Origin of the sequence: Anseongella ginsenosidimutans (assembly GCF_008033235.1) — a bacterium.
GTDB classification, from domain to species: domain Bacteria; phylum Bacteroidota; class Bacteroidia; order Sphingobacteriales; family Sphingobacteriaceae; genus Anseongella; species Anseongella ginsenosidimutans.
In genome coordinates, this window is sequence record NZ_CP042432.1 from 4,276,847 (window position 1) to 4,303,450 (window position 26,604).

23 protein-coding genes and 2 pseudogenes are annotated in these 26,604 nt (G+C 49.8%); 12 read left to right on the forward strand and 13 right to left on the reverse strand.

All coding sequences use genetic code 11. The features are described from left to right. Nucleotides 1–3: 3 nt before the first annotated feature. Complete coding sequence (locus FRZ59_RS18210; protein WP_132130373.1) at nucleotides 4–987, reverse strand: UDP-glucuronic acid decarboxylase family protein; 984 nt, start codon at nucleotides 985–987, stop codon at nucleotides 4–6. A 5-nt stretch (nucleotides 988–992) separates the two neighbouring features. Next, nucleotides 993–2,315, reverse strand: a complete 1,323-nt coding sequence (locus tag FRZ59_RS18215; RefSeq protein WP_132130372.1) for a UDP-glucose dehydrogenase family protein — start codon at nucleotides 2,313–2,315, stop codon at nucleotides 993–995. A 4-nt stretch (nucleotides 2,316–2,319) separates the two neighbouring features. Between FRZ59_RS18215 and FRZ59_RS18220 the strand changes: the two genes are divergently transcribed. Beyond that, nucleotides 2,320–3,627, forward strand: coding sequence for a 3-deoxy-D-manno-octulosonic acid transferase (locus FRZ59_RS18220; RefSeq protein WP_225975112.1), 1,308 nt, complete (start codon nucleotides 2,320–2,322; stop codon nucleotides 3,625–3,627). A 29-nt stretch (nucleotides 3,628–3,656) separates the two neighbouring features. Here the strand turns inward: FRZ59_RS18220 and hemH are convergent, their stop codons facing one another. The 3 genes and pseudogenes from hemH to FRZ59_RS18235 all read right to left on the reverse strand — a co-directional run bounded on the left by hemH (nucleotide 3,657) and on the right by FRZ59_RS18235 (nucleotide 6,737). Continuing rightward, nucleotides 3,657–4,679 (reverse strand): ferrochelatase, encoded by a 1,023-nt coding sequence (gene hemH, locus FRZ59_RS18225; RefSeq protein ID WP_132130371.1) that lies wholly within the window; start codon nucleotides 4,677–4,679, stop codon nucleotides 3,657–3,659. Nucleotides 4,680–4,751: 72 nt separating this feature from the next. Next, nucleotides 4,752–5,596 (reverse strand): annotated as a pseudogene (locus tag FRZ59_RS18230) (4-hydroxy-3-methylbut-2-enyl diphosphate reductase). A 10-nt stretch (nucleotides 5,597–5,606) separates the two neighbouring features. Beyond that, nucleotides 5,607–6,737: a glycosyltransferase family 2 protein gene (locus FRZ59_RS18235; RefSeq protein WP_132130369.1), complete on the reverse strand. Its 1,131-nt coding sequence runs from the start codon at nucleotides 6,735–6,737 to the stop codon at nucleotides 5,607–5,609. A 146-nt stretch (nucleotides 6,738–6,883) separates the two neighbouring features. On the opposite strand from FRZ59_RS18235, the gene FRZ59_RS18240 reads away from it, so the two are divergent. From FRZ59_RS18240 to FRZ59_RS19270, 5 genes and pseudogenes are all read left to right on the forward strand, one after another. Then, nucleotides 6,884–7,864, forward strand: coding sequence for a ribonucleoside-diphosphate reductase small subunit (locus tag FRZ59_RS18240; RefSeq protein WP_132130368.1), 981 nt, complete (start codon nucleotides 6,884–6,886; stop codon nucleotides 7,862–7,864). A 27-nt stretch (nucleotides 7,865–7,891) separates the two neighbouring features. Continuing rightward, a complete protein-coding gene (locus FRZ59_RS18245) occupies nucleotides 7,892–10,396 on the forward strand; it encodes a ribonucleoside-diphosphate reductase subunit alpha (protein ID WP_132130367.1) in 2,505 nt (834 codons plus the stop codon). Nucleotides 10,397–10,946: 550 nt separating this feature from the next. Then, nucleotides 10,947–11,887, forward strand: a pseudogene (locus tag FRZ59_RS18250) (chloride channel protein); the annotation flags it as partial. 84 nt (nucleotides 11,888–11,971) lie between these two features. After that, nucleotides 11,972–12,517 (forward strand): CBS domain-containing protein, encoded by a 546-nt coding sequence (locus tag FRZ59_RS19265; protein WP_225975308.1) that lies wholly within the window; start codon nucleotides 11,972–11,974, stop codon nucleotides 12,515–12,517. Nucleotides 12,518–13,081: 564 nt separating this feature from the next. Continuing rightward, entirely contained in the window at nucleotides 13,082–13,459 is a 378-nt protein-coding gene (locus tag FRZ59_RS19270; protein ID WP_132130365.1) for a hypothetical protein, read from the forward strand. A 294-nt stretch (nucleotides 13,460–13,753) separates the two neighbouring features. On the opposite strand, the gene FRZ59_RS18255 is transcribed toward FRZ59_RS19270, so the two are convergent. From FRZ59_RS18255 to FRZ59_RS18270, 4 genes are read right to left on the reverse strand one after another with little or no spacing between them, the layout of a single operon-like run. After that, a complete protein-coding gene (locus FRZ59_RS18255; protein WP_132130364.1) occupies nucleotides 13,754–14,782 on the reverse strand; it encodes an asparaginase in 1,029 nt (342 codons plus the stop codon). Then, nucleotides 14,779–15,543 carry a TatD family hydrolase gene (locus FRZ59_RS18260; RefSeq protein WP_132130363.1) on the reverse strand — a complete coding sequence of 255 codons (765 nt, stop codon included), beginning with the start codon at nucleotides 15,541–15,543 and terminating at the stop codon, nucleotides 14,779–14,781. The genes FRZ59_RS18255 and FRZ59_RS18260 overlap by 4 nt, the downstream gene beginning before the upstream one ends. A 1-nt stretch (nucleotide 15,544) precedes the next feature. Next, entirely contained in the window at nucleotides 15,545–16,435 is an 891-nt protein-coding gene (locus FRZ59_RS18265) for an FKBP-type peptidyl-prolyl cis-trans isomerase (RefSeq protein WP_132130362.1), read from the reverse strand. Nucleotide 16,436: 1 nt separating this feature from the next. Then, complete coding sequence (locus FRZ59_RS18270; RefSeq protein ID WP_132130361.1) at nucleotides 16,437–17,444, reverse strand: DHH family phosphoesterase; 1,008 nt, start codon at nucleotides 17,442–17,444, stop codon at nucleotides 16,437–16,439. 66 nt (nucleotides 17,445–17,510) lie between these two features. On the opposite strand from FRZ59_RS18270, the gene FRZ59_RS18275 reads away from it, so the two are divergent. Continuing rightward, nucleotides 17,511–17,930 (forward strand): nucleoside-diphosphate kinase, encoded by a 420-nt coding sequence (locus FRZ59_RS18275; protein WP_132130360.1) that lies wholly within the window; start codon nucleotides 17,511–17,513, stop codon nucleotides 17,928–17,930. 485 nt (nucleotides 17,931–18,415) lie between these two features. Here the strand turns inward: FRZ59_RS18275 and FRZ59_RS18280 are convergent, their stop codons facing one another. Further along, nucleotides 18,416–18,706 (reverse strand): DciA family protein, encoded by a 291-nt coding sequence (locus tag FRZ59_RS18280; RefSeq protein WP_132130359.1) that lies wholly within the window; start codon nucleotides 18,704–18,706, stop codon nucleotides 18,416–18,418. A gap of 85 nt (nucleotides 18,707–18,791) precedes the next feature. Continuing rightward, on the reverse strand, nucleotides 18,792–19,883 hold the full coding sequence (gene recF / locus FRZ59_RS18285) for a DNA replication/repair protein RecF (RefSeq protein ID WP_132130358.1): 1,092 nt from the start codon (nucleotides 19,881–19,883) through the stop codon (nucleotides 18,792–18,794). Between the two features lie 76 nt (nucleotides 19,884–19,959). On the opposite strand from recF, the gene FRZ59_RS18290 reads away from it, so the two are divergent. The 4 genes from FRZ59_RS18290 (at nucleotide 19,960) to FRZ59_RS18305 (ending at nucleotide 22,900) form a co-directional block, all read left to right on the forward strand. Continuing rightward, nucleotides 19,960–20,661: a tetratricopeptide repeat protein gene (locus FRZ59_RS18290; protein ID WP_225975113.1), complete on the forward strand. Its 702-nt coding sequence runs from the start codon at nucleotides 19,960–19,962 to the stop codon at nucleotides 20,659–20,661. Nucleotides 20,662–20,707: 46 nt separating this feature from the next. Continuing rightward, on the forward strand, nucleotides 20,708–21,199 hold the full coding sequence (gene ribH, locus FRZ59_RS18295; protein ID WP_132130357.1) for a 6,7-dimethyl-8-ribityllumazine synthase: 492 nt from the start codon (nucleotides 20,708–20,710) through the stop codon (nucleotides 21,197–21,199). 195 nt (nucleotides 21,200–21,394) lie between these two features. Further along, entirely contained in the window at nucleotides 21,395–22,279 is an 885-nt protein-coding gene (gene lipA / locus FRZ59_RS18300) for a lipoyl synthase (RefSeq protein WP_132130356.1), read from the forward strand. A 108-nt stretch (nucleotides 22,280–22,387) separates the two neighbouring features. Next, the gene (locus FRZ59_RS18305) at nucleotides 22,388–22,900 is read left to right on the forward strand and encodes a DUF937 domain-containing protein (protein WP_132130355.1); all 513 of its coding nucleotides are present in this window, start codon (nucleotides 22,388–22,390) and stop codon (nucleotides 22,898–22,900) included. 108 nt (nucleotides 22,901–23,008) lie between these two features. On the opposite strand, the gene FRZ59_RS18310 is transcribed toward FRZ59_RS18305, so the two are convergent. After that, a complete protein-coding gene (locus tag FRZ59_RS18310) occupies nucleotides 23,009–23,755 on the reverse strand; it encodes a segregation and condensation protein A (RefSeq protein WP_132130354.1) in 747 nt (248 codons plus the stop codon). A gap of 93 nt (nucleotides 23,756–23,848) precedes the next feature. Between FRZ59_RS18310 and dxs the strand changes: the two genes are divergently transcribed. Then, nucleotides 23,849–25,795, forward strand: coding sequence for a 1-deoxy-D-xylulose-5-phosphate synthase (gene dxs, locus FRZ59_RS18315; RefSeq protein WP_132130353.1), 1,947 nt, complete (start codon nucleotides 23,849–23,851; stop codon nucleotides 25,793–25,795). A 187-nt stretch (nucleotides 25,796–25,982) separates the two neighbouring features. Here dxs and FRZ59_RS18320 read toward each other — a convergent pair whose 3' ends face one another. Next, on the reverse strand, nucleotides 25,983–26,603 hold the full coding sequence (locus tag FRZ59_RS18320) for a hypothetical protein (protein WP_147698397.1): 621 nt from the start codon (nucleotides 26,601–26,603) through the stop codon (nucleotides 25,983–25,985). Nucleotide 26,604: the final 1 nt, after the last annotated feature.

Below are 26,604 nucleotides of genomic sequence, written 5' to 3' on the forward strand. Positions count from 1 at the left end.
TTCCTACCGGATATACTCCGAAAAATCCTTTGGGGTAATATCCACTTCCGGCAGGGATTTAAAATAGTCGTAAGTGATCTGCAAGCCTTCCGAGCGGTCTACCCGCGGCTCCCAGCCAAGCAACTCCCTGGCCCTGCTGATATCCGGCTTCCTTTGTTTCGGATCATCGGCGGGAAGAGGTTTATAAATGACCTTCCGGTCCGAACCTGTGAGCTTCAATATCTCCTCCGCAAACTCGTTGATAGTGATCTCGCCGGGGTTCCCGATATTGACCGGGTTTACATAATTGCTGAACAACAGCCGGTAAATTCCTTCTACAAGGTCATCCACGTAACAAAATGAACGTGTCTGGCTTCCATCGCCAAAGGCGGTAAGGTCCTCTCCCCTGATCGCCTGCCCGATAAAAGTAGGCAGCACACGGCCGTCGTTCAGCCGCATGCGGGGGCCGTAAGTATTAAAGATGCGTACAATGCGCGTATCTACTTTATGATAAGTATGATAGGCCATAGTCATGGCCTCCTGGAAACGTTTCGCTTCGTCATAGACGCCGCGGGGCCCTACCGGGTTCACATTTCCCCAGTAATCTTCATGCTGCGGGTGGACCAGGGGATCGCCGTACACTTCGCTGGTGGAAGCTACCAGAATGCGCGCCTTTTTGGCCCGGGCCAGTCCCAGCAGGTTATGCGTGCCCAGCGAACCTACCTTGAGTGTCTGAATGGGTATTTTCAGGTAATCGATCGGGCTGGCAGGGGAGGCAAAATGTAAGATATAATCCAGGTTCCCGGGAACATGTACGAATTTTGAAACGTCATGATGATAGAATTCAAAATTCTCCAGCTGAAATAAGTGTTCTATATTTCGCAGCGATCCGGTTATCAGGTTATCCATCCCAACGACCCGGAAACCTTCTTTTATAAAGCGGTCGCAAAGATGAGAACCGAGGAAACCTGCGGCCCCGGTTATCAATACACGTTTATCACCATTCATTTTTATTAGTTTTTACGTCCGTCCGTCAGCGCGCGGCCGACACTATTGTAATAGAATCCAAGCCCTGCCATTTTTTCCGGGTCATAGAGATTCCTCCCGTCAAAAATAACGCTTTCTTTCAGTGAATTCTTCAGCACCCCGAAATCAGGGGCGCGGAATACCGGCCATTCCGTAAGTATCGCCAGGGCATCGGCCTGCCGCACGGCCTCGTACTGATCTGCGGCGTAACTTATCTTATCGCCAAACAAGGCTTTTATATTTCCCATGGCCTCCGGATCATATACAGCCAGGGAAGCCCCCTGCGCGAGCAGCTCCCGGATCACATAAATAGCTGGCGCTTCGCGGATATCGTCCGTTTCAGGCTTAAAGGCCAGGCCCCAGATAGCTATTCGTTTGCCTTGCAGCCCGTTATGGTAAAAGCGAAGCAGCTTGCTTACAAAATATTCGCGCTGAAAGGCGTTCACTTCCATTACTGCTTCGAGTATCCTGAACTCATAATCGCATTCAACCGCTGAGCGGGCCAATGCTTTTACGTCCTTGGGGAAACAGCTTCCTCCGTAACCGATCCCGGGGAAAAGAAATCGTTTCCCGATACGGTCATCCGCACCGATCCCCAGGCGGACCATATCCACGTTGGCGCCGAGCCGTTCGCACATATGAGCGATCTCGTTCATAAAGGAGATCTTGGTGGCAAGAAATGAATTTGCCGCGTATTTGGTAAGTTCCGCCGAACGCACGTCCATAAAGATCACGGGATTGCCCTGCCGCACGTAAGGCGCATATAGCTCCGACAGTATTTTTTTTACGGTTTCGGAGGAGGTTCCGATCACGATCCGGTCAGGCTTCATGAAATCATCCACCGCTACTCCTTCCCGTAGGAACTCCGGGTTTGAAACCACATCAAAATCTGCGGTGGCGAATTGGGAAATCCTTTGCTGCACTTTATCCGCCGTCCCTACCGGGACCGTGCTTTTATCAATGATGATGGTGTAGCCTTTTAATAATTTGCCGATATCTTCTGCCGCTTCCAGCACGTAGGAAAGATCGGCTGAACCGTCTTCGCCCGGCGGCGTTGGAAGCGCCAGGAATATGATGGAAGCGCCTTTTAGCCCCTCTTCAAGGCTGGAAGTGAACCGGAGCCTTTTTTGTGCAACGTTCCTGTAAAACAAGGTATCCAGGCCGGGCTCATAAATAGGAATAATCCCCTGGTTGAGCTTTTCAACTTTTTCCAGGTCAATATCCACGCAGGTTACATTATTTCCGGTTTCCGCCAGGCAGGTCCCTGTGACCAGACCTACATAGCCCGTTCCTACTACTGCAATATTCATGAATATGGTAAAATTGAAAAAAAATGCTTACTTCGGTGCGAATATAAGAACTACCATGGTATTCCTTTATAATTGGGGCATTAAATTGTTACACGGCCTGGCCCGTTTAAGCGCCTTTTTCGGCAACGGAAAAACCCGGAAATGGCTGCGGGGACAGGCGTCGGTCTTTCCCGCCCTTGAAAACATGCCTTCCCGTCCGCGAAAAGCCATATGGTTTCACTTTGCCTCCCTGGGGGAATTCGAGCAGGGCAGGCCGGTCCTGGAAAGAATAAAGGAAAACCATCCCGGGCAAGCCGTTGTGGTAAGCTTTTTTTCCCCTTCAGGTTATGAGATCAGGAAAAATTACCCGCTGGCGGACCTGGTCACCTATCTTCCCCTGGATACGCCGGGAAATGCGCGGCGATTTATAGAACTTGTCCAGCCCTCCTGCGCTATTTTTACCAAGTATGAATACTGGTTTCATTTTTACCGCGAATTAAAAAGACAGGAAATCCCCTTGTTTGTAATTTCAGCCATCTTCAGGAAGGAACAGGTATTCTTCCGGTGGTACGGGGGATTTTTCAGGAAAATACTAGCTTGCGTCACCCGCTTTTTCGTACAAACCGATGAATCCCGGCAATTGCTGGCATCCATTGGCTTTAGCAACAGCCAGGTAAGCGGCGATACCCGTTACGACAGGGTGTATGAAAACTCGCTGATGCCGCAATCTTTCCCGGAAATTGCCCGCTTTGCCGCCGGGTCACATTGCCTGGTAGCCGGAAGCACCTGGCCGCAGGAAGAAGAAATGCTGGCCAGGTACCTGCAGCGAGGCCAAGGCTGGAAATATATTATTGCCCCGCATGAGGTCACTGAGGAGCATTTAAGAGCCGTACTGGCTCGTTTCGGAAAGGATGCCGTGCGTTATTCCGAATGGATCAACAATTCCAGCATGCCCGCTCCTGCCGTACTGGTTATAGACCGCATTGGTATGCTTTCTTCCATTTACCGCTACGGAGAGATCGCACTGGTAGGTGGCGGTTTCGGGAAAGGCATTCACAATATCCTGGAACCGGCCGTTTTCGGGATGCCGGTCCTTTTCGGACCCAGGTATAAAAAATTCAGCGAAGCGCATCAACTGATCGAAGCGGGCTGCGCGTTTCCGGTAACTAATTTTGAAGAATTTGCCCGCAAGCTGCAGCTTTTGCAATCCGATGAGGATCTCCGCCGGAAAGCTGCCGAAGCTGCGCAAAATGTCATAACGCAAAACAAAGGCGCCACTTCGCTTATCCTGGAGTCAATCGGTTTTTCGTCAGCGGCCGGAAAAAAAAGTTGAATACGGTGCTGACTGCAGCAAGCTTACTGTCAATACCGCGCTAAATCAGCCATTGCATCGATCCACTTGGGATGGTCGTTGAGGCTTTCCACCAGCTGCACTTTTTCCCCGCCCAGGGCCCGGAATTCCTCATCGTATTCGGTACTCACTTCGTAAAGGGTCTCCAGGCAATCGGCGACAAAAGCCGGGCAGAATACCAGCAATCTTTTTTTGCCTTCCGCAGCGAGCCGCTTAAGTACATCGCTCGTATAAGGTTCCACCCAGGGTGTCTTTCCGAGGCGGGACTGGAAGCAAACCGTGTATCTTTCTTCAGGAAGATCCAGCCGGGACGCGATCAGCCGGGCGGTGTCGTGGCATTGGGCGCTGTAGCAATAGCGGTTATTTATATTAATACGGCTGCAGCATCCCGCAACCTGCTGGCAGTGGCGCCCGCTGGGATCGGCTTTCCGGAGCTGACGCACCGGGAGCCCGTGAAAGCTAAAGAGAATGTGATCGTAAGATGAAGGGTTATGTTTCCGGCCAAGGTCCGCAAATGTTTCGATCATCAGGGGATGGTCATGGAAACTGTTCACAAAGGATATTTCAGGAACTACCTGCCATTTACCCACCTCTTCCATCACCTTCTGATTCACCGTGCCTCCTGAAGCCGAGGCATATTGCGGGTAAAGCGGGAGGACGCGGATATGAAACACCTTTTCTTTCCGGAACTGTTCCAGGGCAGAAGCTATGGCCGGCTGCTGGTAGCGCATGGCCAGTTCCACCTGGTAGCCATCCCCGAGTTTTTCCTGGAGCAGCTCCTTTTGCCGGATGCTGTAGTACATCAGGGGAGAACCTTTCTCCTTATCCCATATTTCCTTATAGGATGCGCCGGACCGGGGAGCCCGGAAAGGCGCGATGATACCGTTCACCAAAAAATACCGGTTAAAGGCCGGGATATCCAATACCCGCGGATCAAGCAGGAATTCCCTGAGATATTTTCTTACATCGGAAGTGCCGGGGCTGTCGGGAGTCCCAAGGTTTACGAGGAGGATCCCTTTTTTCGTCTTTATCATCAGGATGCAAAAATAACAATTGCATTAACGTCCTTAATGCGCGAATTTGTTTTATGACAAAACGGTGATTGATTACAGGTTTTCAAGGGCCTGCTTTACTTCTTCCATCAGCCACATGGGAGTGGACGTGGCGCCGCAAATGCCCACGCGGTCGTTTTCCGAAAACATACCGGGTTTCAGCTCGCCGGCGCTGCTAACAAAATAGGTTTGCGGGTTTTGCGAACGGCAAACTTCGTACAGGACCTTGCCGTTCGATGATTTCTTCCCGGAAACGAAAACGATCTTGTCAAACTGTTTGGCAAAGTTCCGCAGTTCCGCATCGCGGTTGGAAACCTGGCGGCAAATAGTATCATTGGCCTCTACCTCGTACCCGCGGCGGATCAGCTCCTCTTTTATCTCGTAAAATTTCCCGGTGCTTTTTGTGGTCTGGCTGTAAAGCGCGAATTTTTGAGGAAGCTCCCGGCCGTCCAGTTCTGAAAGATCCTGGAACACCAGCGCGTCCCCCTGGTTTGTCCAACAAGGCCCGCTACTTCGGCATGGCCGTGCTTTCCGTAGATCAATACTTTTGTTTGGGAATCATGAGACGTTTTGATCCTGTTCTGAAGTTTAAGGACCACCGGGCAGGATGCGTCGATCAACTGAATATTATTCTCAAGCGCTGTGCGATAAGTGGAAGGGGCTTCCCCATGTGCGCGGATCAGCACCTTTTCGTTCTGAAGCCGCGCCAGGTCCTCATGGCTGATGATGCGCAGGCCTTTTGCCTTTAGCCGGGCAACTTCTTCATCATTATGCACGATATCCCCCAGGCAATACAGGTATCCCTGCTCCTCCAGGATGCTTTCGGCCATATCTATGGCATAAACAACGCCGAAGCAAAATCCCGAATCTTTATCGATAGTGGCCTGAAGACCTAACATTGGGACAAAATTAGTTATTTTTCCGCACAATCCGGAATATAGAAGCGCCGGCGGCCGCTGCCAGGCAAGCCATTTGCAGCGGGTGGAAAAGCAGGTTCCACCAAACCGGCTGGTTAGCCATTAAAGAACTCATGATCCGCATGCCTGTCACCAATGTCAGCCCCATCCCCAACAGCTGCATGCTTAGGAGCGGCATAAGGCAGAGCGGACCCAGGCAGCATAGCAGCAGATACATGAACATAACCGGTATATTTCCTTCAAATCCTGAAAGAACGTCTTTGCGAAAAGCGCCAAAGCATCGCTTCCCGGTATAGATCCTGCCCGAAACATAGCCGTTTGCGAAAAGAGCTTCCACCCTGAATCCCAGTTCTTTCATCTTTTTCATGATATCCGATGCATCCGGGCCGCTGCTTCCCGTTTGGGAATGCCATTGAAATGCCTGGTAGTGCCGGGCGTCAAACAGCAGGAATTGCCCGCTTCCGGCCGCAAGCCATTTCCAGCGGGTCAGCAGGATCAGCCTCAGCGGCAGCAGGCTTACAAGAAGGTAATTCAGCGAAGGAACCAGTTGTCCTTCGGCAAAGGTCTTCATTTTCTGATCAGCGAACAACGAAAGCAGGCCCAGGGAGTGGATCTTTGCCCGGTAAAGGGCGTTATAGATCAAACCCCTTTCTACCCTTTCCACCCGGTTGAGGAATAATAAATAATCGCCTTTTGCCCGGGAGGCCAGGAAGCGGCATTTTTTTTCCGCTCGTTCGCTTTGCGCCCTGCCGGCAGATCCGGCGCCTTCATTCAGCCAGGGCATTTCCGGAATTTCAGCGGATTCAGGGCTTCCGGGCCCGGCCGGCTCAAGAATCCTTACACGGGCATCCCTCCCGGCAGCCATTGCCGCCACTTGCCTCAGCTCCCCGGACCCATCGCCATAAATAAGGACTTCATAGTTCTCAAAATCCTGTTCCCGGATGGATTGGAGCAGGCCGGCCAGCTGGGAAAGGCTCACATAGGAAGGGATCAGAATAGATACGAAATCATAATAGTTCCTGGGAGCGGAGGGCAATTTCGGATTGGAAATAAAATTAAAGAGGACCATACAAAACCGCAGGATCAGAAACAGGAATACGGCATAGGTTAGCGTCAGGATCATAAGCTTGTTGTTTAACTATTTAGCCCATTTGTTAAACAATTTCCCACAGCATGTGGAGAAAAAACAAACGTATGCGGGGGATTCATTTCTAATTTTGTTGAACATATTTCAAAAAAAGTTTAACAAATAATCCAAAACACTGTATCATGAATAGCTTTGACCCCCAAACTGAGCCGCTTCTCCAGGAGAACCAGGACCGCTTTGTATTATTACCGATTAAATATCGGGTTATTTGGGAAATGTACAAAAAAGCGGAGGCCAGCTTCTGGACAGCCGAAGAACTGGATCTCTCTCCGGACCTCAAAGACTGGGAAAACCTCAACGACGGCGAACGGCATTTTATTTCTCATGTGCTTGCCTTTTTTGCCGCCAGCGACGGGATCGTCAATGAAAACCTGGCCGTGAATTTTATGAGCGAAGTGCAGCTGCCAGAAGCCCGCTGTTTTTACGGCTTCCAGATTATGATGGAAAATATTCATTCCGAGGTTTACGCCCTGCTGATCGATACCTATGTGAAGGATCCCCGGGAAAAAGACAAGCTTTTCCATGCGATTGAAACCATTCCCTGCGTGCAGAAAAAGGCGGAATGGGCGCTTCGCTGGATAGAAAAGGGGAATTTTGCCGAAAGGCTGGTGGCATTTGCCGCCGTAGAAGGAATTTTCTTTTCCGGGAGCTTTTGCTCGATCTTCTGGCTGAAGAAAAGGGGCCTGATGCCCGGGCTATCCTTTTCAAACGAACTGATCTCCCGCGATGAAGGTATGCACTGCGAATTCGCCTGCGAGCTTTACCGGATGCTGAACAATAAATTACCGCAGGAAAAAGTGTACGAGATCATCCGCGATGCCGTGGAAATAGAAAAGGAGTTCGTCAGCGATGCCTTGCCTGTTAACCTGATAGGAATGAATGCCAAACTAATGACGCAGTATATCGAATTCGTAGCCGACCGTTGGATAGGCGAGTTGGGATACCCTAAGATCTTTCACGCGGCCAATCCTTTCGATTTCATGGAACTGATCTCCCTGCAGGGAAAAACCAATTTCTTTGAAAAACGCGTGGGGGATTACCAGAAAAGCGGCGTCATGTCTCAAAAAGAATCGAGGACGTTTACCCTGGACGAAGACTTTTAATCTGCTCACCCTGATAATTGCCATCTCATGTTTGTCATAAAAAGAAACGGAAAGCAGGAAGCCGTAAAATTTGATAAAATAACTGCCCGGATTGAAAAGCTCTGCTATGGATTGAACCAGGAATATGTGGATCCGGTAGAAGTTGCAAAAAAAGTGATCGAAGGAATATACGACGGCGTCAGCACCACCGAACTGGATAACCTGGCGGCTGAAACAGCTGCCGCCCTCACCACCCGGCATCCGGATTATGCTTTGCTGGCTTCCCGGATCGCGGTTTCCAACCTGCATAAAAATACCCGGAAATCGTTTAGCGAGACTATGAAACTGCTGTATGAATACACCGACAGGAACAGCGGCCAGGCCGTGCCTATGCTGGCAGAAAGCACGTACCGGACCATTCAGCAGCATGCGGATATCCTGAATTCCACGATCATTTACGACCGCGACTTTTCCTTTGATTATTTCGGCTTTAAAACCCTGGAACGTTCTTACCTGCTGCGGGTCGACGGAAAAGTAGCCGAACGACCCCAGCATTTATTTATGCGGGTAGCCGTGGGCATTCACCAGGGGGATATTGAATCGGTCCTCAAAACCTACGATTTGCTTTCCGAAGGATGGTTCACACATGCCACTCCTACCCTGTTCAATGCCGGAACGCCAAAGCCCCAGATGTCTTCCTGCTTCCTGCTCACCATGAAAGACGACAGCATTGAGGGAATTTATGACACGTTGAGGCAAACGGCAAAGATCTCCCAGTCTGCCGGCGGAATTGGTCTTGCCATTCATAATATCCGGGCTACCGGTTCCTACATAGGGGGCACCAACGGTACCAGCAACGGCATTGTTCCCATGCTGAGAGTATTCAATGATACCGCCCGATACGTGGACCAGGGCGGAGGAAAGCGAAAGGGCGCCTTTGCCATTTACCTGGAACCCTGGCATGCCGACGTCCTGGAATTCCTTGACCTGCGGAAGAATCACGGAAAGGAGGAACTCCGGGCCCGCGACTTGTTCTATGCACTCTGGATCCCTGACTTGTTCATGCAGCGGGTGGAAGCCGATGCGGGCTGGTCTTTATTCTGTCCGCACGAAGCGCCGGGCTTGCAGGATTGCTGGGGCGAGGAATTCGAAAGTTTATACCGGAAGTATGAAGAGGGCGGGAAAGCGCGAAAAACAGTAAAGGCGCGTGAACTTTGGTTCAGGATCATGGAATCGCAGATTGAGACCGGTACGCCTTTCCTCCTTTATAAGGACGCCGCCAACCGGAAATCCAACCAACAGCACCTGGGAACCATCAAAAGTTCCAACCTCTGCACGGAGATCATTGAATACACTTCTCCGGATGAAGTGGCGGTTTGCAACCTGGCATCCCTGGCCCTGCCCCGTTACGTAAATCAGGGTCAGTTCGATCACGGGAAACTCTTTGATGTAACTTATCAGGCCACGCTGAACCTGAACAAGATCATCGACGGCAATTATTACCCTGTGCCGGAGGCGGAACGGTCCAATATGCGCCATCGCCCGATTGGCCTGGGTGTTCAGGGACTGGCCGATACGTTTATAAAACTCCGGCTACCCTTCGAATCTCCGGAGGCCGCAGCGCTAAACCGGGCTATTTTCGAAACGATCTATTTCGCCGCCCTTTCGGCCTCCGCTGACCTTGCCGGGAAAGAAGGCGCCTACGAAACTTTCGCGGGCTCTCCGGCGGCCAAAGGTATTCTCCAGTTTGACATGTGGGGAGTGCATCCTTCGGAACGATGGGACTGGGCCGCCTTGAAAGAAACGATCGCGCGCCAGGGCCTGCGCAATTCCCTGCTGCTGGCGCCAATGCCTACAGCGTCCACCTCCCAGATACTGGGAAATAATGAATGTTTTGAACCCTTCACCTCCAATATTTACACCCGGCGGGTACTTTCGGGGGAATTCATCGTCGTGAACAAGTATTTGCTGAACGACCTGGTTGAACTGGGGTTATGGAACGAACAGGTCAAAAACAAGATCATCCTCGCGGGCGGTTCCGTGCAGCAGCTGGAAGAGGTTCCCGAAGAATTAAAATCCTTGTATAAAACGGTATGGGAGATCAGCCAGAAAACCCTTATTGACATGGCCGCCGACCGGGGTGCGTTTATCTGCCAGTCGCAATCCCTGAACCTCTTCCTCAACGATCCGAATTTCGCCAAACTAAGCTCCATGCATTTTTACGCCTGGAAAAAAGGCCTCAAAACCGGCATGTATTACCTTCGGAGCCAGGCCGCGGCCCAGGCCGTAAAATTCAGCATCGAAAAACAGGCCGGCCAGCAGCTGGAACCGCTTACGTCGAAGGGAAGCGGGCAAGCCGGATCCGCAAGCGGCCCGGCCTGGGGGGAAAAGTTCCCGGCTTCCAACGAACGTAACGGCTTAGCCGGACAGGAAGAATCTCAAGTTTCCGGCGAACCCGGCGGCCTGCCGCGGCCTGAGACGGAGCTGTCTCCCGCCCTGGCGTCTGCGCCTTCCTGCAATATGGAAGAAGGCTGCCTGAGCTGCGGGAGTTAGGGTTGGAATTACCGGCCCGGGGGGCAGGGCAGGTCGCTGGCAGGCGGAGGGCGATAGGCGGGATTCGGGCAGACCGTGCCGCGGGGCAGACCGTGCCGCGGGGCAGGCAGGCCGCGGAACAGGCGGAGCCGCGGGGAGGGATGCGGGCAGGCCGCGAATTGGGCCGCGGGATGGGCGCTGCGGCATCTGATTTTGGAGAAGCGTTCGGATAAAGTATCTTTGCCCTGAAATGGAAGAAGAAAATCCCAACGGATCCCTACCCAAAAAGAACATCCCCATTTCCGTAAGCATGAGGCCCACGCTGGAAGCGGAAAGACAAAAGGTCAGAAATATCATTCCGGTAAAGCGCGTTCTCTACCTTTCAGGGATCGCCATCGTTAATGCACTTGTAATAGGTGTAATTGCCAGGGGGCTAATCGCGTTGATTGCCCTGGTAACGAACCTGGCATTCTTTGGCAAATTCTCGCTGGAAGAAGTAGAACTGGGGCATCATACCTTCGGCTGGACGGTGATACTCATACCGGTGATCGGCGGCGTCCTTGTAGGGATCATGGCTAAGTATGGTTCCAAGGCGATAAGGGGTCACGGAATTCCCGAAGCGATGGAACAGATCCTTACCAATCAAAGCAAGATCCCGCCAAGGGTAACCATTTTAAAACCTCTTTCCGCCGCCATATCCATTGGAACCGGCGGGCCTTTTGGTGCGGAGGGGCCCATTATTTCTACAGGGGGCGCCTTCGGCTCTTTCATCGGGCAGGCGTCCAGGGTTACTGATAACGAACGCAAGATCCTGCTGGCTGCGGGAGCAACAGCCGGGATGGCCGCCATTTTCGGCAGCCCCTTTGCAGCAATTCTGCTGGCGATTGAACTGCTGCTGTTTGAATTTTCCCCCCGGTCCATTATCCCCGTTGCCTTATCCTGCATTACAGGCGCTGCCTGCCATATCGCACTTTTTTCTTCCGGCCCCATGTTTCATATGCCGGCCGTTGAAGCGCCTACCTACACAGCATTGGCCAATTACAGCATCATAGGCGCTATTATCGGTGTATTTTCCGCCCTTATTACAAGGGTTGTGTACCTGATAGAAGACGGCTTTGAAAAACTACCCATCCACTGGATGTGGTGGCCGGCGATCGGAAGCATTGCCGTTGGCGTGGTCGGTTATATCGCTCCTTCTACCCTCGGCGTAGGATACGAGAACATTTCTACCGCTATTTCCGGAGAAGCAACTATCCAGGTTTTATTAGTGCTGTGTTTTCTTAAGTTGGTATCCTGGGCAATTTCCCTCGGCAGCGGTACCTCCGGGGGCACGCTGGCCCCATGCTGACGATCGGAGGAGCCGCGGGCGCCCTGATTGGCATGGGCTGGATGGCTGTATTCCCGGGCAGCGGGATCAATATTCCCACAGCCGCCCTCGTTGGAATGGCCGCGATGTTCGCAGGCGCTTCCCGTGCCCTGCTCACCTCCATTGTCTTTGCCCTTGAAACCACGATGCAGCCCAATACGCTCACTCCTTTGCTGGGAGGATGTACCGCCGCCTATTTTGTTTCCTTTTTCCTGATGGAAAACACCATCATGACCGAAAAAATCGCCCGAAGAGGCGTCCATACCCCTCATTCCTATGCGCCCGATATCCTGGACAGCACCCTGGTCAAAAACATTGTGAAGGAAGCTGTCCGCCTGCTGAGCGCAGATAATACCATCGGCGAAGTCCGCTCCTGGCTGGAAAAAGAAAATATAAATACCGAAAGACAACGCTCTTTTGCCGTAACAGACCACGACCAACGCCTGGTTGGGACGGTTGACCTCTATGCGATAACCGACGGAAACAACGATGCCAACGCACCTATTACGTCTATCTTAAATCCCCGGACGGCGACCGTCTATGAAGACAATACCCTCCGCGTAGCAGTCGATATCCTGGCAAGGTTAAAGCCGGCTCTCCTGCCAGTGGTCTCCCGCGCGGACAAAACCAAGTTGACCGGCGTCATCAGCCACGACGATATTCTCCAGACCCTCCGGCTCCAAAAAGACGAGGTGGAAAACATGCAGCGCACAATTTCCCTCAAACGCCGCAGCTTCCAGATCATCGTCCGGGGTCGGAAGTTTCTGCATAAATAATCGCTTCGCAACGGTTCAAGGTTTGGCATTGCTATTGCCTGAAATATGTTGGCCATTGTGAGGATTCCGCCTTGCAATATAAAGGCGTAGCCACCGGAACAACATCCTTCAATGATGTTGCCCGGAAATTAAGAGCCACCGCTGCCATCACGTTAAGAGGAATTTCACCAAGCCCAAACCTTTGGCCTCAACTGCAGTTCTCCAAAGCCCCGCAATCGACAACAAAGCGTTGAAAATTACCGCCGCAACCCTAACAAGTACAAACTCAAAAAAAGAAGAGCAATTACCCTTTGAAACGCGAATCGCGATCAGTTATCTGAATCCTGCAGCGAATTATTCCACTTTACATTATGAAGTGAAGGAGGAGGGACCGATAAAATATTTTTGCTTAACTTTAGGGGAGAACGCCTAAAAACGCTGAAAAACAGAACGCAAAAAAAGGACGTTTATTCCATCCGGCACAGCACATCGGGTTTAAATGAGGCATTTATTACTACCGGTAACTAATTAGTGATGCCAAAGAGACCACCAAATTGATAATAGCCGATTAAAGAGTAAGATACTATGAAGGAGAACTTACGTATGGTACTCATATTGACCTTTTTAACGACTTTTAATAGTTGTGATCAGGAGCGGCAGGGAATATCAGGAGAATCTATTATAACAGGAGTTCAAAATGGGAAAGGTTGGGCGGCCCCGGCTAGCGGACGATACAATTCAGGTATGGATGATACAGTAAAAATAGCAGGTTGGTTTCTTGCTGACGAGAATAAAGCATTTACAGAAAATATTATCTTCTCGAATATCCTTTTCAAACCGGAAAGTATCCTCTGGAGACTACGGACGATGATCAAGTGCCTTCTTCTCACTTTTCTACCCTCTTGGGCCGGGATGTTCCCAATAGCCGTTTTAACCTGGATACAGCCTCGGGGAATTTTATAGAAGTAGAAATCGCAGATTCCGAAAGCAACTACATCAGCGGAACGTTTGAGGCTGTTTACATCAGAGACCACCGTGACGACACCGTCTATAACTTTTACCTGCCCGATACCTTGCGATTCGCTAACGGCTTTTTCAGGGTTAAAGTAGAACCTCCGAGATAACGGCTTTCCGCGCTTAAAACCCGGGACCCAACACCATAATCTCTTAACGTTGAGCAAATTGAAACTTGGGACTAACTAAAACCCAGAAGTAACTGAAACTTTGAACTAAATTGAACTTTGAACTAATTTGAAACTATCGAGCCGGAGCCGTTAATTCTCCCCGCAAAGGTGTTTCCAGTAATTTACGGAGTTCTTTCGCGGGAAGGTCAAAAGAGAGAAGGTACATCATTTTTGTGATGGCGGACTCGAAAGTCATGTCAAAGCCGCTGGTGACGCCGGCTTCCAGGAGATGTTTGCTGGTTTCGTAGCGGCCGAGTTCTACGGCGCCGCCGTCGCATTGGGTTATGTCAAGGATGAGAAGCCCCCGCTGGATGGCCCTGGTAAGGGAATTGATGAACCAGGGGGCGGTAAACGTATTCCCGCTTCCATAGGTTTCCATGACCACGCCCCGGATGCCCGGGGTGTTCAGGACGGCTTCGACGGTGCGTTCGGTAATGCCGGGGAATATTTTAAGTACTGCCACATCGGGTTTCAGGGTCTTATGTACCCGCAATGGTTTTTCGGGCGGAGAAAGTATGTTTTGGTGCCTGTATTTGATGGCAACGCCGGCCTCGGCAAGGGCAGGGTAGTTCATGGAGTAGAAGGCTTCAAACTTCTCCGCATTGTATTTCTTTGCCCTGTTGCCCCTGAAAAGCTGGTAATCGAAATAAATACCTACTTCGGGGACAGTTGCCTGGTTTCCTGTCCTGTCTGCTGCAATTTCCATGGCCGTAATGATATTCTCCCTGGCGTCGGTGCGGATGGCCCCGATAGGAAGCTGGGAGCCGGTAAGTACCACGGGCTTTGCCAGATTTTCCAGCATAAAACTCAGGGCGGAGGCGGTGAAGGCCATGGTATCGGAGCCATGCAGGATCACGAAACCGCTGTACAGTAGATAATTCTCCTCGATGATCCCGGCAATTTTCGCCCAGACTTCCAGGTTCATATTCGAAGAGTCCAGGGGCGGATCGAACGTATGGACTTCCCATTCGTAGTTCAGTCGCTCCAGTTCGGGAAAATTGTTTTTAATTTCCTCGAAGCCGATGGGCCGCAGGGTCTTACTGGAGGCGTCCTGCATCATGCCAACTGTTCCGCCGGTATAAATAATCAGGATCCTGGTCATATTCCGAATATTAGCCGGGAATTGGCGGTGGTCCGCGCGGCTATCTCCTGCTCGGGAAGATCGTAAATGTCAGCCAGCCTTGCCGCGATATGTACCAGGAAACTGCTTTCATTTTTTTTTCCGCGGTAGGGCGCCGGCGCCAGGTAAGGCGAATCTGTTTCCAGTACCACGTGGTCAAGGCTGATCTTTGAAAGCACCTGGGGCAGTTCCGATTTCTTAAAGGTAATTACGCCGCCTATTCCCAGGTAAAAGCCCATATCAATCGCCCGGCAGGCATCTTCATAAGTACCGGTAAAACAATGAAATATGCCGCGAAGGCGGGGGTGCTTTTCTTCTTCCAGTACTCCGCAGATCTCCTTAAAGCTTTCCCGGGAATGGATCACCACCGGCAGATCCCGTTCAATGGCCCAGTTCACCTGAATGCGGAAAGCTTCTTCTTGTTCTTTTAGCAGGGAGGTATCCCAGTACAGGTCTATGCCAATTTCGCCGATGGCAAGGCAGCCATATTGTTCAATTGCCCGCTCCACTTTTTCAAGGTCCTTAAGGAAACCGGCTTTGACCGAACACGGATGCAAGCCGAGCATTGGAAAACAATTTTCCGGGTACTGCCGGCAGAGGCCGATGAGCGGATCAATGGAGTCCGGGTCAATATTCGGAAGGAACATTCGTTCCACCCCGGCTTCGAATGCACGCTTCATCACCTCCTCCCTGATTCCGTCGAAATCAGGGAGGTAGAGATGAGTATGCGTATCGGTCAGCAAATTATTTCTTTGGTTTTATGTCTACCAGCTCTACTTCAAATACAAGCGGGCTGTTCGAAGGAATGGGGCCGCTTCCGAATTCGCCGTAGCCATAGGCCGAAGGAATGATCAGGATGCCCTTTTCGCCTTTTCTAAACAAGGGAATACCTTCATACCATCCGTCAATCACCGCGCCTTTTACCAGGGCGAAGGAAATAGGTTCGCCGCGATCATAGGACGAATCAAACTTGGTACCGTCCAGCAGTGTGCCGGTATAATGAACCACCACCGTATCGCCGGACGTAGGCCGGGGGCCATCGGTCTCATTTGAAATATGGTACTGGATGCCGGCAGGCGTTTTCTTTACCTCCAGGTCATGTTCTTCAATATACTGGTTGATGGTATCGGCTTCCAGGCCTGTTTGTTTGTCGCGTTTTTCCTTCAGCTCCTGTTCAATCTCTTCCTTGGTCTTTACTTCTTCTACCTTTACTACCATGGTTACGTTGCTGCCTGGCCTGATGAAAGGCGGGCGGGGAGGCTTGGCCATCCCGGGGGTAAAGGTGGTATCGGTGCTGAAAAGGGAGTCGGACTTCATATGGAAAGTAGCGCTGTCTTTCAAAGTCATCATCTTCAGCGCATGGTATAAATATTCGAAGGTAGGAGCGCCCTGAAAACTCATGGAGTCAATCAAAGCCTCAAAGGGTGTTCCACGGTCATAGGAAGACTGCAAAACAGAATCATTCTCCGTTTTGTATACCAGGTGGAATTTCACATAATCCCCTTCATTGATCTCCTTACCGTTGTTCTTCGTATGTATTTTGTAGCTCAACCCATCATCGGTTGTACCGGATTTTCCACATCCCACCATGACGGATCCTGCCGCCAGAAGTATACACGTAATTTTACTATTCATATTACTGATTCAATAATTCTTTATATTCCTCTAAAACTGATTTGAATTTTTTAACGACTTCGTCCAGGGCGTCCTTTGATTGTCCCCCGGCAGCGTTCCGGTGCCCGCCTCCTTCAAAATATTTTTTCGCAATCTCATTGGCGGGAAATTCACCTTTTGAACGAAAGGATAATTTCACCACTTCAGAACGGTCTATAATTAACGCCGCAAATTTAATGTTATAAATTGACAATGCATAGTTTACAATTCCTTCTGTATCACCCGTTGTTACCTGAAAACGCTCCAGCTCTTCCCTTGAAACAGCAATGAGCCCCGTGCGATAGGCAGGAAGCACTTCCAGTTTCTCTGAAAGACAGTATCCCAGGAAACGAAGCCGGCTTTCGGATGACGTATCATAGATCAGTTCATGTATCCGTGAATTTTCCGCTCCCGCGTCAATGAGGCTGGCGATGATCCTGTGAACGGCCGCGGTGGTGGAGGGAAAGCGGAAGGAACCCGTATCGGTCATGATCCCTGTATAAAGACAGGTAGCAATGGCTTTGTCGATCAGGGGGCTGTCCCCCAGTCCTGTGATAAATTCATAGATCAGTTCGGCCGTGGCGCAGGCTTTGGAATTCCAAAGGCGGAATTGATCAAAGTTCTCGGGCTCCAAATGATGGTCAATCAATACTTTTGGAGCAGAAGAACCGGCAATCACTTCCCCCAGTTCGTTAATGCGTTTTAAATTGTTAAAATCAAGGCAGAAAATAAGTTCGGCTTCCTTTACCAACTCTTTTGCCTTTTGCTGCTGCGCGGTAAATACCACTACTTCGGCATTGCCCGGGAGCCAGTGCAGAAAATAAGGATAATCGCTGGGTGTGATCACATGCACAGTGTGCCCTTTTTGTAAAAGGTAGTGATATAAAGCCAGCGACGACCCCATGGCGTCTCCGTCGGGCTTGTGATGCGTAGTGATCACGATTCGCCGGGGCGTCATAAGTGCCGGTTTCAGCAGGGTATACGATTCCATAATAAAAAATTCCTGCGAAGTTATTAAAATCACCCGAATAAATGCCTATAAGCTTATCTTTGCGACATGATTAGCAATAAGACTTTTACCATGATCAAACCTGATGCCGTAAAAGCGGGGCATCTGGGTGCTATTTTGCATGATATTATCCAGGCAGGTTTTAAAGTGACGGCCTTAAAGTTTACCCGGCTAAGCCCGGAACTGGCCGGAAAATTCTACGATATTCACCGGGAACGACCTTTTTACCAGGACCTGGTTACTTTTATGTCTTCCGGCCCTATCCTAGCCGCCATCCTTGAAAAAGATAATGCCGTAGAAGATTTCAGAAAGCTGATTGGCGCAACTGACCCCCAGAAGGCCGAAGAAGGCACTATCCGGCGGAAATATGCTGCTTCCATCCAGGAAAACGCCGTTCACGGCTCCGATTCCAATGAAAATGGACAGATCGAAGGAAGCTTCTTCTTTTCGGAGTTCGAAAAAGTTTAAGTTTTTTCCCGGTTTCGCGAATTGTAATTTTTAATTCGCCCATTTTTATTTGCCGGTTTTTAGTTTGTAGTCCTTAGTTTGTAGTTTGTAGTCCTTAGTTTATAGTTTGTAGTTTGTAGTTTGTAGCTTTTAGTTTGTAGCTTTTAGTTTGTAGCTCATTTTTGGGGCAAGGGGAACCGGTCCGAATATGATTTTCGCGAACAAACAAAACGCTCTGAGCGTCAAGCCCGGTGCGGCAAAATGCTGCAAAGCACCACTTCTAAAAGCTAAAAACTGTTAAACCTTGAACTTTGAACCTTGAACTTTAAACTTCAACGTCAGCAACTTCCAAAAACTAGAAACTAACTAAAAACTAAAAACTGTTAAACCTTGAACTTTGGACCTTGAACTTTAAACTTCAACGTCAGTAACTTCTAAAAACTAGAAACTAAAGACTAAAACTATAAACTACAACCAAGGAGGAAACTAAAAACTAAGTTTTTTCGCTAAAGAAAAACAACCTCCCGGATGATTTCGGAACCGGCCCGGTCATTTAAAAGCTCGATGATCTTTTGCCTGGCCATTTGTAATTCGTTTCGCAGGACAGATGAATTAAGTTTCAGAAACAGCTTTTTGTCTTTGATAAACAGTTCAGTTGTCCGGCTGGCAATTGTTTTGCCCATAATCTCTTCCCAATGGGCTACTATGGCCGTTTCCTGGAACTTCCCTTTGATCTTGTAGGTTTCCAGCAGCAGGTCAACTGCTTCCTTCAGGCTGTGTTCGTTTCCTTTTTTCATGCTTCGGCTTTCTTTTTTCCGGCTTCCGGTGCTAATGAGCTTCAATTTTACCACATTTCACTTTAACGCAGCACTAATGCGGCAATTAGCGGATAGTTCCGCCGTCTATCCGGAATATTTTTGCAGGCACGCCGATCTCTCCGAACAGTTTCTCCAGCCGCTCCGGGTCGGTATCGGTCAGAAAGAGCTGCCCGAAGTTATCTTTAACCACCATTTCCATTAATCGTTTAATGCGGAGGCCGTCCAGCTTGTCAAAGATATCGTCCAGCAAAAGTAAAGGTTTAAAGCCTTTTTTTTCAAAAAGATAGCTGTACTGGCCAAGTTTTAATGCGATCAGGAAAGACTTTTGCTGCCCCTGCGACCCGAATTTTTTCAGCGGATGTTCTTCAATACTGAAAACCAGATCATCTTTATGAATTCCAAAGGTGCTTCGCTGGAGATGATAGTCCCGTTCCCGGGCCCGCCTGAGCCCCTCTGCAAATTCCGTGCTGCTGAGGCCTGATTCATATTTCAGCGCGATGCTTTCCGCATTACCGGTGATGAATTCGTAATGGGTGTGGAAAAGCCGGGTAAACAACTCCAGGAATTCACTTCGCTTCCGGTAAATGATCTCCCCGTATCGAACGAGCTGTTCGTCAAAAACCTCCAGCAGATCGGGGTCGTAACCGGCTCCATCACTACGCAACAGGGCATTTCTGCCTGACAAGGTTTTATTGTATTGGATCAGGGTATCAAGGTAGCTGTTATCGGTCTGCGAGATAACGTTATCCACGAACTTACGCCTTTCCTCGCTGCCTCCTGTTACCAGTTCGCCGTCGTTGGGAGAGATCATTACCAGGGGAAATAAACCTATATGGTCGGCCAGCCGCTGGTATTCTTTTTTATTTCGCTTGAATTGCTTCTTCTGGTTGCGCTTCAGGCCGCAATAGACCTTCTCTTCCGCTTCATTTTTATTGAACGTCCCCTGGATCACGAAAAGATCCTGTCCGTACCTGATCTGTTGGCTGTCTATGGGATTAAAATAGCTCTTACAGAGGGAAAGGTAATGAATTCCATCAAGCAGGTTAGTCTTCCCCGCGCCATTATTCCCCGCAAAGCAATTGACAGAAGGGGAAAACTCCAGTTCGGCGTCCGTGTAATTTTTAAAGTTAAGTAGTTGGAGCTTTTCCAGATACATTGTTCAAAGTTGGGAAAAATTGCTTGATACTAACGAGTAAAACTGTATTTTTGCACCTTAATTTAGTAAAACAGGCATGTCTAAGACAAGAAACCAGGAATCAGTAAGTACCGGGATGATGCTGAACGACAAATATGGCAGGGCGGAAAGTTTTGTGAACGAGAATAAGAAAAGCCTGCTCATTATCGCCGGTTCCGTAGTAATACTGGTGTTGTTATATATTGGCTATACAAAATTTTACCTGGCCCCGCGTGAACAGGAAGCCGTGAATGATATGTTCAAGGCACAGGAATTCTTCAGGAGCGATTCGCTCGATAAGGCTTTGAATGGAGATGGCAATTACAAAGGCTTTCTTACCATTATCGAGGAATACGATGGTACCCGCTCAGCCAACCTGGCGAATTATTATACGGGCGTTATTTACCTGCAGCAGGGAAAATTCCAGGAGGCCATTGAATACCTGGAGCATTACAGCGCGAAGGACGAGATCACCAGGGTGGAAGCCATCGGGCTTCTCGGCGACGCTTATAGCGAATTGAAGCAATACGACAAAGCTATCAGCAAATACCGCGAGGCCGCCACTACCAATCCTAACAGTTTTACCTCTCCCCTTTACCTGATGAAACTGGCTTTGGTATACGAGGCAACCAATAATGTTCCTGAGGCGGTTAAAACCTACAAGACGATCAAAACGGAGTACTGGCAATTTGCCCAGACCCAGAATATAGACGCATATATTGCAAAACTGGAGCAAAAAGCCCCTTCGGGAAATGAGTAAGGAAGGTGTTTAGCTTCCCTGGTATTTTGTAAGCCCTGAATAGCATATGTCCTCTATTTATAAAAACCTTTCAGATTTTTCGGATACAACCATCCCCCCGGCTAAAGGGTTCCGATTCGGGATCGTGGTAGCTGAATGGAACAAGGAAATTACAGAAAGCTTGTACGAAGGCGCTTTCCAAACCCTGCTCGGACATGGCGCAGAAAAAGAGGCCATTACACGTATTAATGTACCCGGAAGTTTCGAGCTTACGGCAGGCGCCGCAATGCTGGCGGAAAAAGGAAATTATGACGCGGTAATATGCCTTGGGTGCGTTATCCAGGGAGAGACCCGGCATTTTGACTTTATTTGCCAGGCGGTGGCGGCCGGACTTACCGAACTATCAGTAAAATATAGCAAATCCTTTGTTTTTGGCGTACTTACACCCAATACCATGCAGCAGGCGCTTGACCGGGCCGGCGGGAAGCATGGGAACAAGGGCGATGAAGCGGCCGTAACGGCCATAAAAATGGCGGCCCTTGCCAGGCGCTTATCCTGAATTGTAAAAAATCACTATCTTCGTAAAAAAGAGATAGCATTCATGAAGAAGATCGCCTTATTTTTCATCGGGCTTTTTCTTGCCGGAGCCCTCCTTGGTTCATGCGCGGCAGGCGAAAAATGCCCCACCTTCCGGAACGGTAAACTCAAACATTCACAAAGGTAATTCCGTTATATTTCATACGAATTTCATTCTATGATCGAACTACCTGTAATTCCGGCTGAACCCAGGAAAAGAAAGCCCGATTGGCTGCGCGTAAAATTGCCTACCGGCAAAGAGTACGCCCATGTGCGTTCCCTGGTTGATAATTATAAGCTGCATACAATCTGCGAAAGCGGAAATTGCCCTAATATGGGAGAATGCTGGGGTGCAGGAACCGCAACATTCATGATCCTGGGAAATATATGTACCCGCTCCTGCTCTTTTTGCGCGGTGGCTACCGGCAGGCCTCTTGCTGTGGATTACGATGAACCCGAACGGGTAGCTTCGTCCGTGCAGTTAATGGGAGTAAAACATTGCGTCATCACTTCTGTTGACAGGGACGACCTGAAAGACGGCGGGTCCATCATTTGGGCCGAAACCATTCGGGCCGTCAGGCGCAAATCGCCCGAAACTACTTTGGAAACCCTGATTCCTGACTTTAAAGGAATATGGGCCAACCTGGAGCATGTACTTGAAGAAGCGCCGGAAGTGGTATCGCATAATGTGGAAACCGTACAACGACTTACGCGGGAAGTACGGATCCAGGCTAAGTATGAACGGAGCCTGGAATGCCTCCGGAGGATCAGCCAGGCAGGCATGCGCACCAAAACAGGGATTATGCTGGGCCTTGGGGAAACCGAAGCTGAAGTACTGGAGGCAATGGATCACCTGCTGGAAGCGGGCGTCCATATCCTTACACTGGGCCAGTACCTGCAGCCTACGCAAAAGCACCACCCGGTAATTGAATACATTCATCCCGACCAGTTCGCTAAATATAAGGAAGCCGGCCTCGGCAAAGGATTTCGTTACGTGGAAAGTGGCCCGATGGTCCGCTCTTCCTATCACGCTGAACGGCACTTATTCGATATGCAGCCTTAGGCCGGTATTGGTCATCCCGCGGACAGACAAGCGGAGCGTATTTTGATTTAAGCCCGGAGTTCATTAGATTTAGTAAGCCAATTAGGCCACCATATTAAACACACTAAGATGCTTGAAAAATTACTGGAGCAGGCTAAGGGCCAGCTTATCCCCTCCCTGATCGATGATCCGGAAGTCGACAACGCACATGCCGAACAAATCGCAGAGGTAAGCGGGGATACCGTTATTAATTCGCTCTTAGGGCAGGCCCGGAGCGGGGATTATTCAGGTTTGCAGGAATTGCTGTCCGGCAATGATACGGACGCATCCAGCCCGGCGGTGAATAACCTGGTACCGCAGGTCGCCGAAAATTTGATATCGCGTCTAGGCCTTTCTCCTGAGATGGCGCAAAACATTGCAGGAAAGGTGATCCCCATGATCATGAATATGCTGAACGGGAAAGTGCAGGATGCCCAAAGCCGGGGAATAGATATCGGCGGTTTGCTCGGAGGATTAATGAGCGGAAACGGACAGGGCGGCGGTTTACTTGGCAAACTGGGCGGTATGTTCGGCGGAGGAAGGAAAGGCGGCTCCGGCGATAATCAACCGGACATTTCCAGCTTGCTCGGAAAATTCTTTTAGCAAGGACTCCATTGGCTTCTTATTTGAGCCAGATTTGCATTCCAGCATGCTTTTTATTGCATACAGGCTTCGTTCTTATTCCGGTTTCGTCCTTTTCAGGCCGGCGCCTTATTCCGGGCCGTTCTTATTCAGACTCAGCCGGAAGTTATTATAACCCAGCCCTAAACTGATCAGGACCAGCTGCTGCTGGATCATTTCCAGGAGCGCCAGGAAGTTATATACCAGCTGCACTTTATCCCGGCTCAGCAGCAGTATGTCTTCAAAATTCATTTTCCCCGCAGCTGTAAGCGTGTTCAGAATAATTTCTTTCTGATCCTGAATGTTATAGGGGTATTGGGTAACTGTATGGACCACCTCCGCACTTTCATTCTGGTAACGTTTAAGTACCCGCTCATAAACTTTTAGCAGCTTATAAAGGTCAAGCGTGCTTAATTCTTCGCCGGGAGCAGTTTGCTTGCCTATGACGGACAGCTCTTTTGCGATATTTCCCCTTCTTTCCTGCTGAAGCCGTTCCTCTTCCAGCTGCTGGAAATAAGGCAATACGGATTTATATTTTTTATATTCAAGCAGCATCTGGACCAGGTCTTGCCGGGGATCGATCTCGTTCCCTTCTTCGTCCAGTTCCGGCCTTGGCAGCAGCATTTTTGCCTTGATCCGCATGAGCGTGGCTGCCACCAGAATGAATTCGCTGGCCAGTTCAATATTAAGCGTCTGCATTCGGTGAATATAATCCAGGAAGTCCCGCGTGATCCCGGCAATAGGAATATCATGAATATCCAGCTCGTCCCGTTCAATAAAGAAAAGCAACAGGTCAAAGGGACCCTCAAACTGGGCAAGTTTTATTTCGAAGCTCAAATTTCCTATATTTAAAAAAGCATGCGCCAGGCAAATTTATGATTTATATCTTTGCAGGCGCTACAATGTTGTAAGATTAGCAGGATAGATTTTATGTCTTCTCAAAAAGTAGATGCCGGAAAATTACTTCAGCAAATAGATTCTCCGGAAGATCTGAAAAAATTAAATGAAACCGATCTTCCCGAACTATGCAAGGAACTCCGGCAGTTTATAATTGACATAGTCTCGGTGAACGGCGGGCATTTCGCGGCGAGCCTGGGAGTAGTGGAACTGACCGTTGCGCTGCATTATGTCTTTAACACTCCTTATGATCAACTGGTCTGGGACGTGGGCCATCAGGCTTATGGCCATAAGATCCTTACGGGAAGAAGGGACACGTTCTACACTAACCGGATGTACAAGGGCATCAGCGGTTTCCCTAAACGGGATGAAAGCCCGTATGACACCTTTGGGGTGGGGCATTCTTCCACCTCCATTTCCGCTGCGCTCGGCATGGCCGTGGCTTCCCATTATAAAAATGAGGAACAGCGGCAGCATATTGCCGTGATCGGCGACGGGGCATTGACAGCGGGGCTTTCCTTTGAGGCCCTGAATCACGCCGGTGTAGAGGATTCAAATCTCCTGGTGATTCTCAACGATAACTGCATGTCCATTGACCCCAATGTGGGGGCGTTGAAGGAATACCTTACCGACATAGCTACTTCCAAGACCTATAACCAGTTAAAGAAAGACATCTGGAGATTGCTGGGGCCTATCAGTAAATTCGGGCCGAATGCCAGGGAGATCGTAAAAAAAGTGGAGAAATCCATTAAGGGAACGCTCCTCCGGAAAAGCAATTTTTTCGAAGCGCTGAAATTCCGGTATTTCGGGCCTATTGACGGGCATGACGTAAAGCACCTGGTAAAAGTGTTAAGCGATCTGCAGCATATTCCAGGACCAAAATTATTGCATTGCATTACCGTAAAGGGAAAGGGTTATCCTCTTGCTGAAAGAGACCAGACCAAATGGCATGCGCCGGGGCTTTTCGACAAGATTACCGGCGAAATAAAAAAGTCAGCTGCCCCCAAAGCCCAGGCACCTAAATACCAGGACGTTTTTGGCCATACCCTGGTAGAACTCGCTCAACAGAACCCGAAAATCATGGGCATTACTCCTGCCATGCCTAGCGGCAGTTCCATGAATATCATGATGAATGCATTTCCCGACCGCGCCTTTGACGTAGGTATTGCGGAGCAACATGCAGTTACCTTTTCGGCTGGCCTTGCAACCAGGGGCCTGGTGCCTTTTTGTAATATCTATTCCACGTTCATGCAGCGTGCCTACGATCAGGTGATCCATGACGTAGCTGTTCAGAACCTAAAGGTAGTATTCTGCCTGGACCGGGCCGGCATAGCGGGAGCCGACGGAGCCACCCACCACGGCGCCTACGACCTGGCCTATATGCGCTGCATTCCCAACATGATCGTAGCGGCTCCAATGAATGAAGAAGAATTAAGAAACCTTATGTATACGGCGCAGCTGGACCAGGTCAAAGGACCTTTCGTTATCCGCTATCCCCGTGGTAAAGGTGTTATGGCGGATTGGCAGAAGCCGCTGAAGGAAATTGCAGTCGGGAAAGGCCGAAAAATTTCAGACGGAGACGAGGTGGCTATTCTTTCCATCGGCCACGTAGGAAACTTTGCCGGAGAAGCTATCGGCCTGCTTGAACAGGAAGGTATCCGGCCGGCGCATTACGATATGCGCTTTGTCAAGCCGCTTGACGAGACGCTGCTGCATGAGGTTTTTAAGGAATTTAAAAAGGTCGTCACCGTAGAAGACGGCTGTATTATGGGAGGCATGGGCAGCGCGATCCTTGAATTCATGGCTGATCATAACTACCAGGCACAGGTAGTTCGCCTGGGAATTCCCGACAAAGTAGTAGAACACGGAGAGCAGGCTGAGCTGTATGAAGAATGCCACTACGACGCGGCCGGTATCGCGAAAACCGCGAAAGCGCTCTTTTCAGGCTCTTCCGCTTCCAACCGGCTGATCGCTTCCTGAAGCAACTGCTAACCAGCTGACCACTTCGTGAAAGCAACTGCTCCCACAGACTGCTGCTCCCACAAACTGCTGCATATGGGAATTATTACATATAGGAAACTGTTGCAATGCAGAATAACTGGCGGGCACAGGAGCGTAACCTCATAGAAACACCACGGGATTGAGCATCTGCTAGCGGAAAGGCTTGCTAAAAATCGTAATATAAATTCCGGAACGAACTGCTCAGGCCAAAGCTGAACCAGGTTTGATTCTGTCCTGACTCCCGCCGGACGGTAAGCCCGGTTTGCAGGCGCAGATTGTTTTTGGGATTTAACAGGTAAGCTACCTGCAGGTTTCCATAATACAGGTTCGTCTTTTCCCCCTGAACCGTGTGATTACCGTAATCACTGACCCTTGTCTCGTACGACTTATAAATATCCTTGCCATAATTAAGGCTATCGGCGGGATCCAGTCCGTATTGGCTATACACCAGCTGGCCCCGAAAACGCCACCGGTCCATGCTAAAGGAAGCAATGGAAAGCAATTCCCTGAAGTTGGCTCCCTGGGGATGCCCAAGCGGCTGGTTATAATGCGCGTAGTTGATAAGCGGATCCCGCTGGGAATACGTATAAGGCCTTACGGTATTGAATTCCAGCAGCCAGTTCAGGTCCTTCACGCGAAAGAGATCGAAGGTCTTGAAACCCAGCTGGATGCCGTATTTATTCGCCCACCATCCGTCGCCGCCGAATACTTCTTTAAATTTGAACTCGTCAAGGGAAAGCTGGCCGTATATTGCCGCCTTGTCAAAAGGCTCTACCTTGATGTTCATC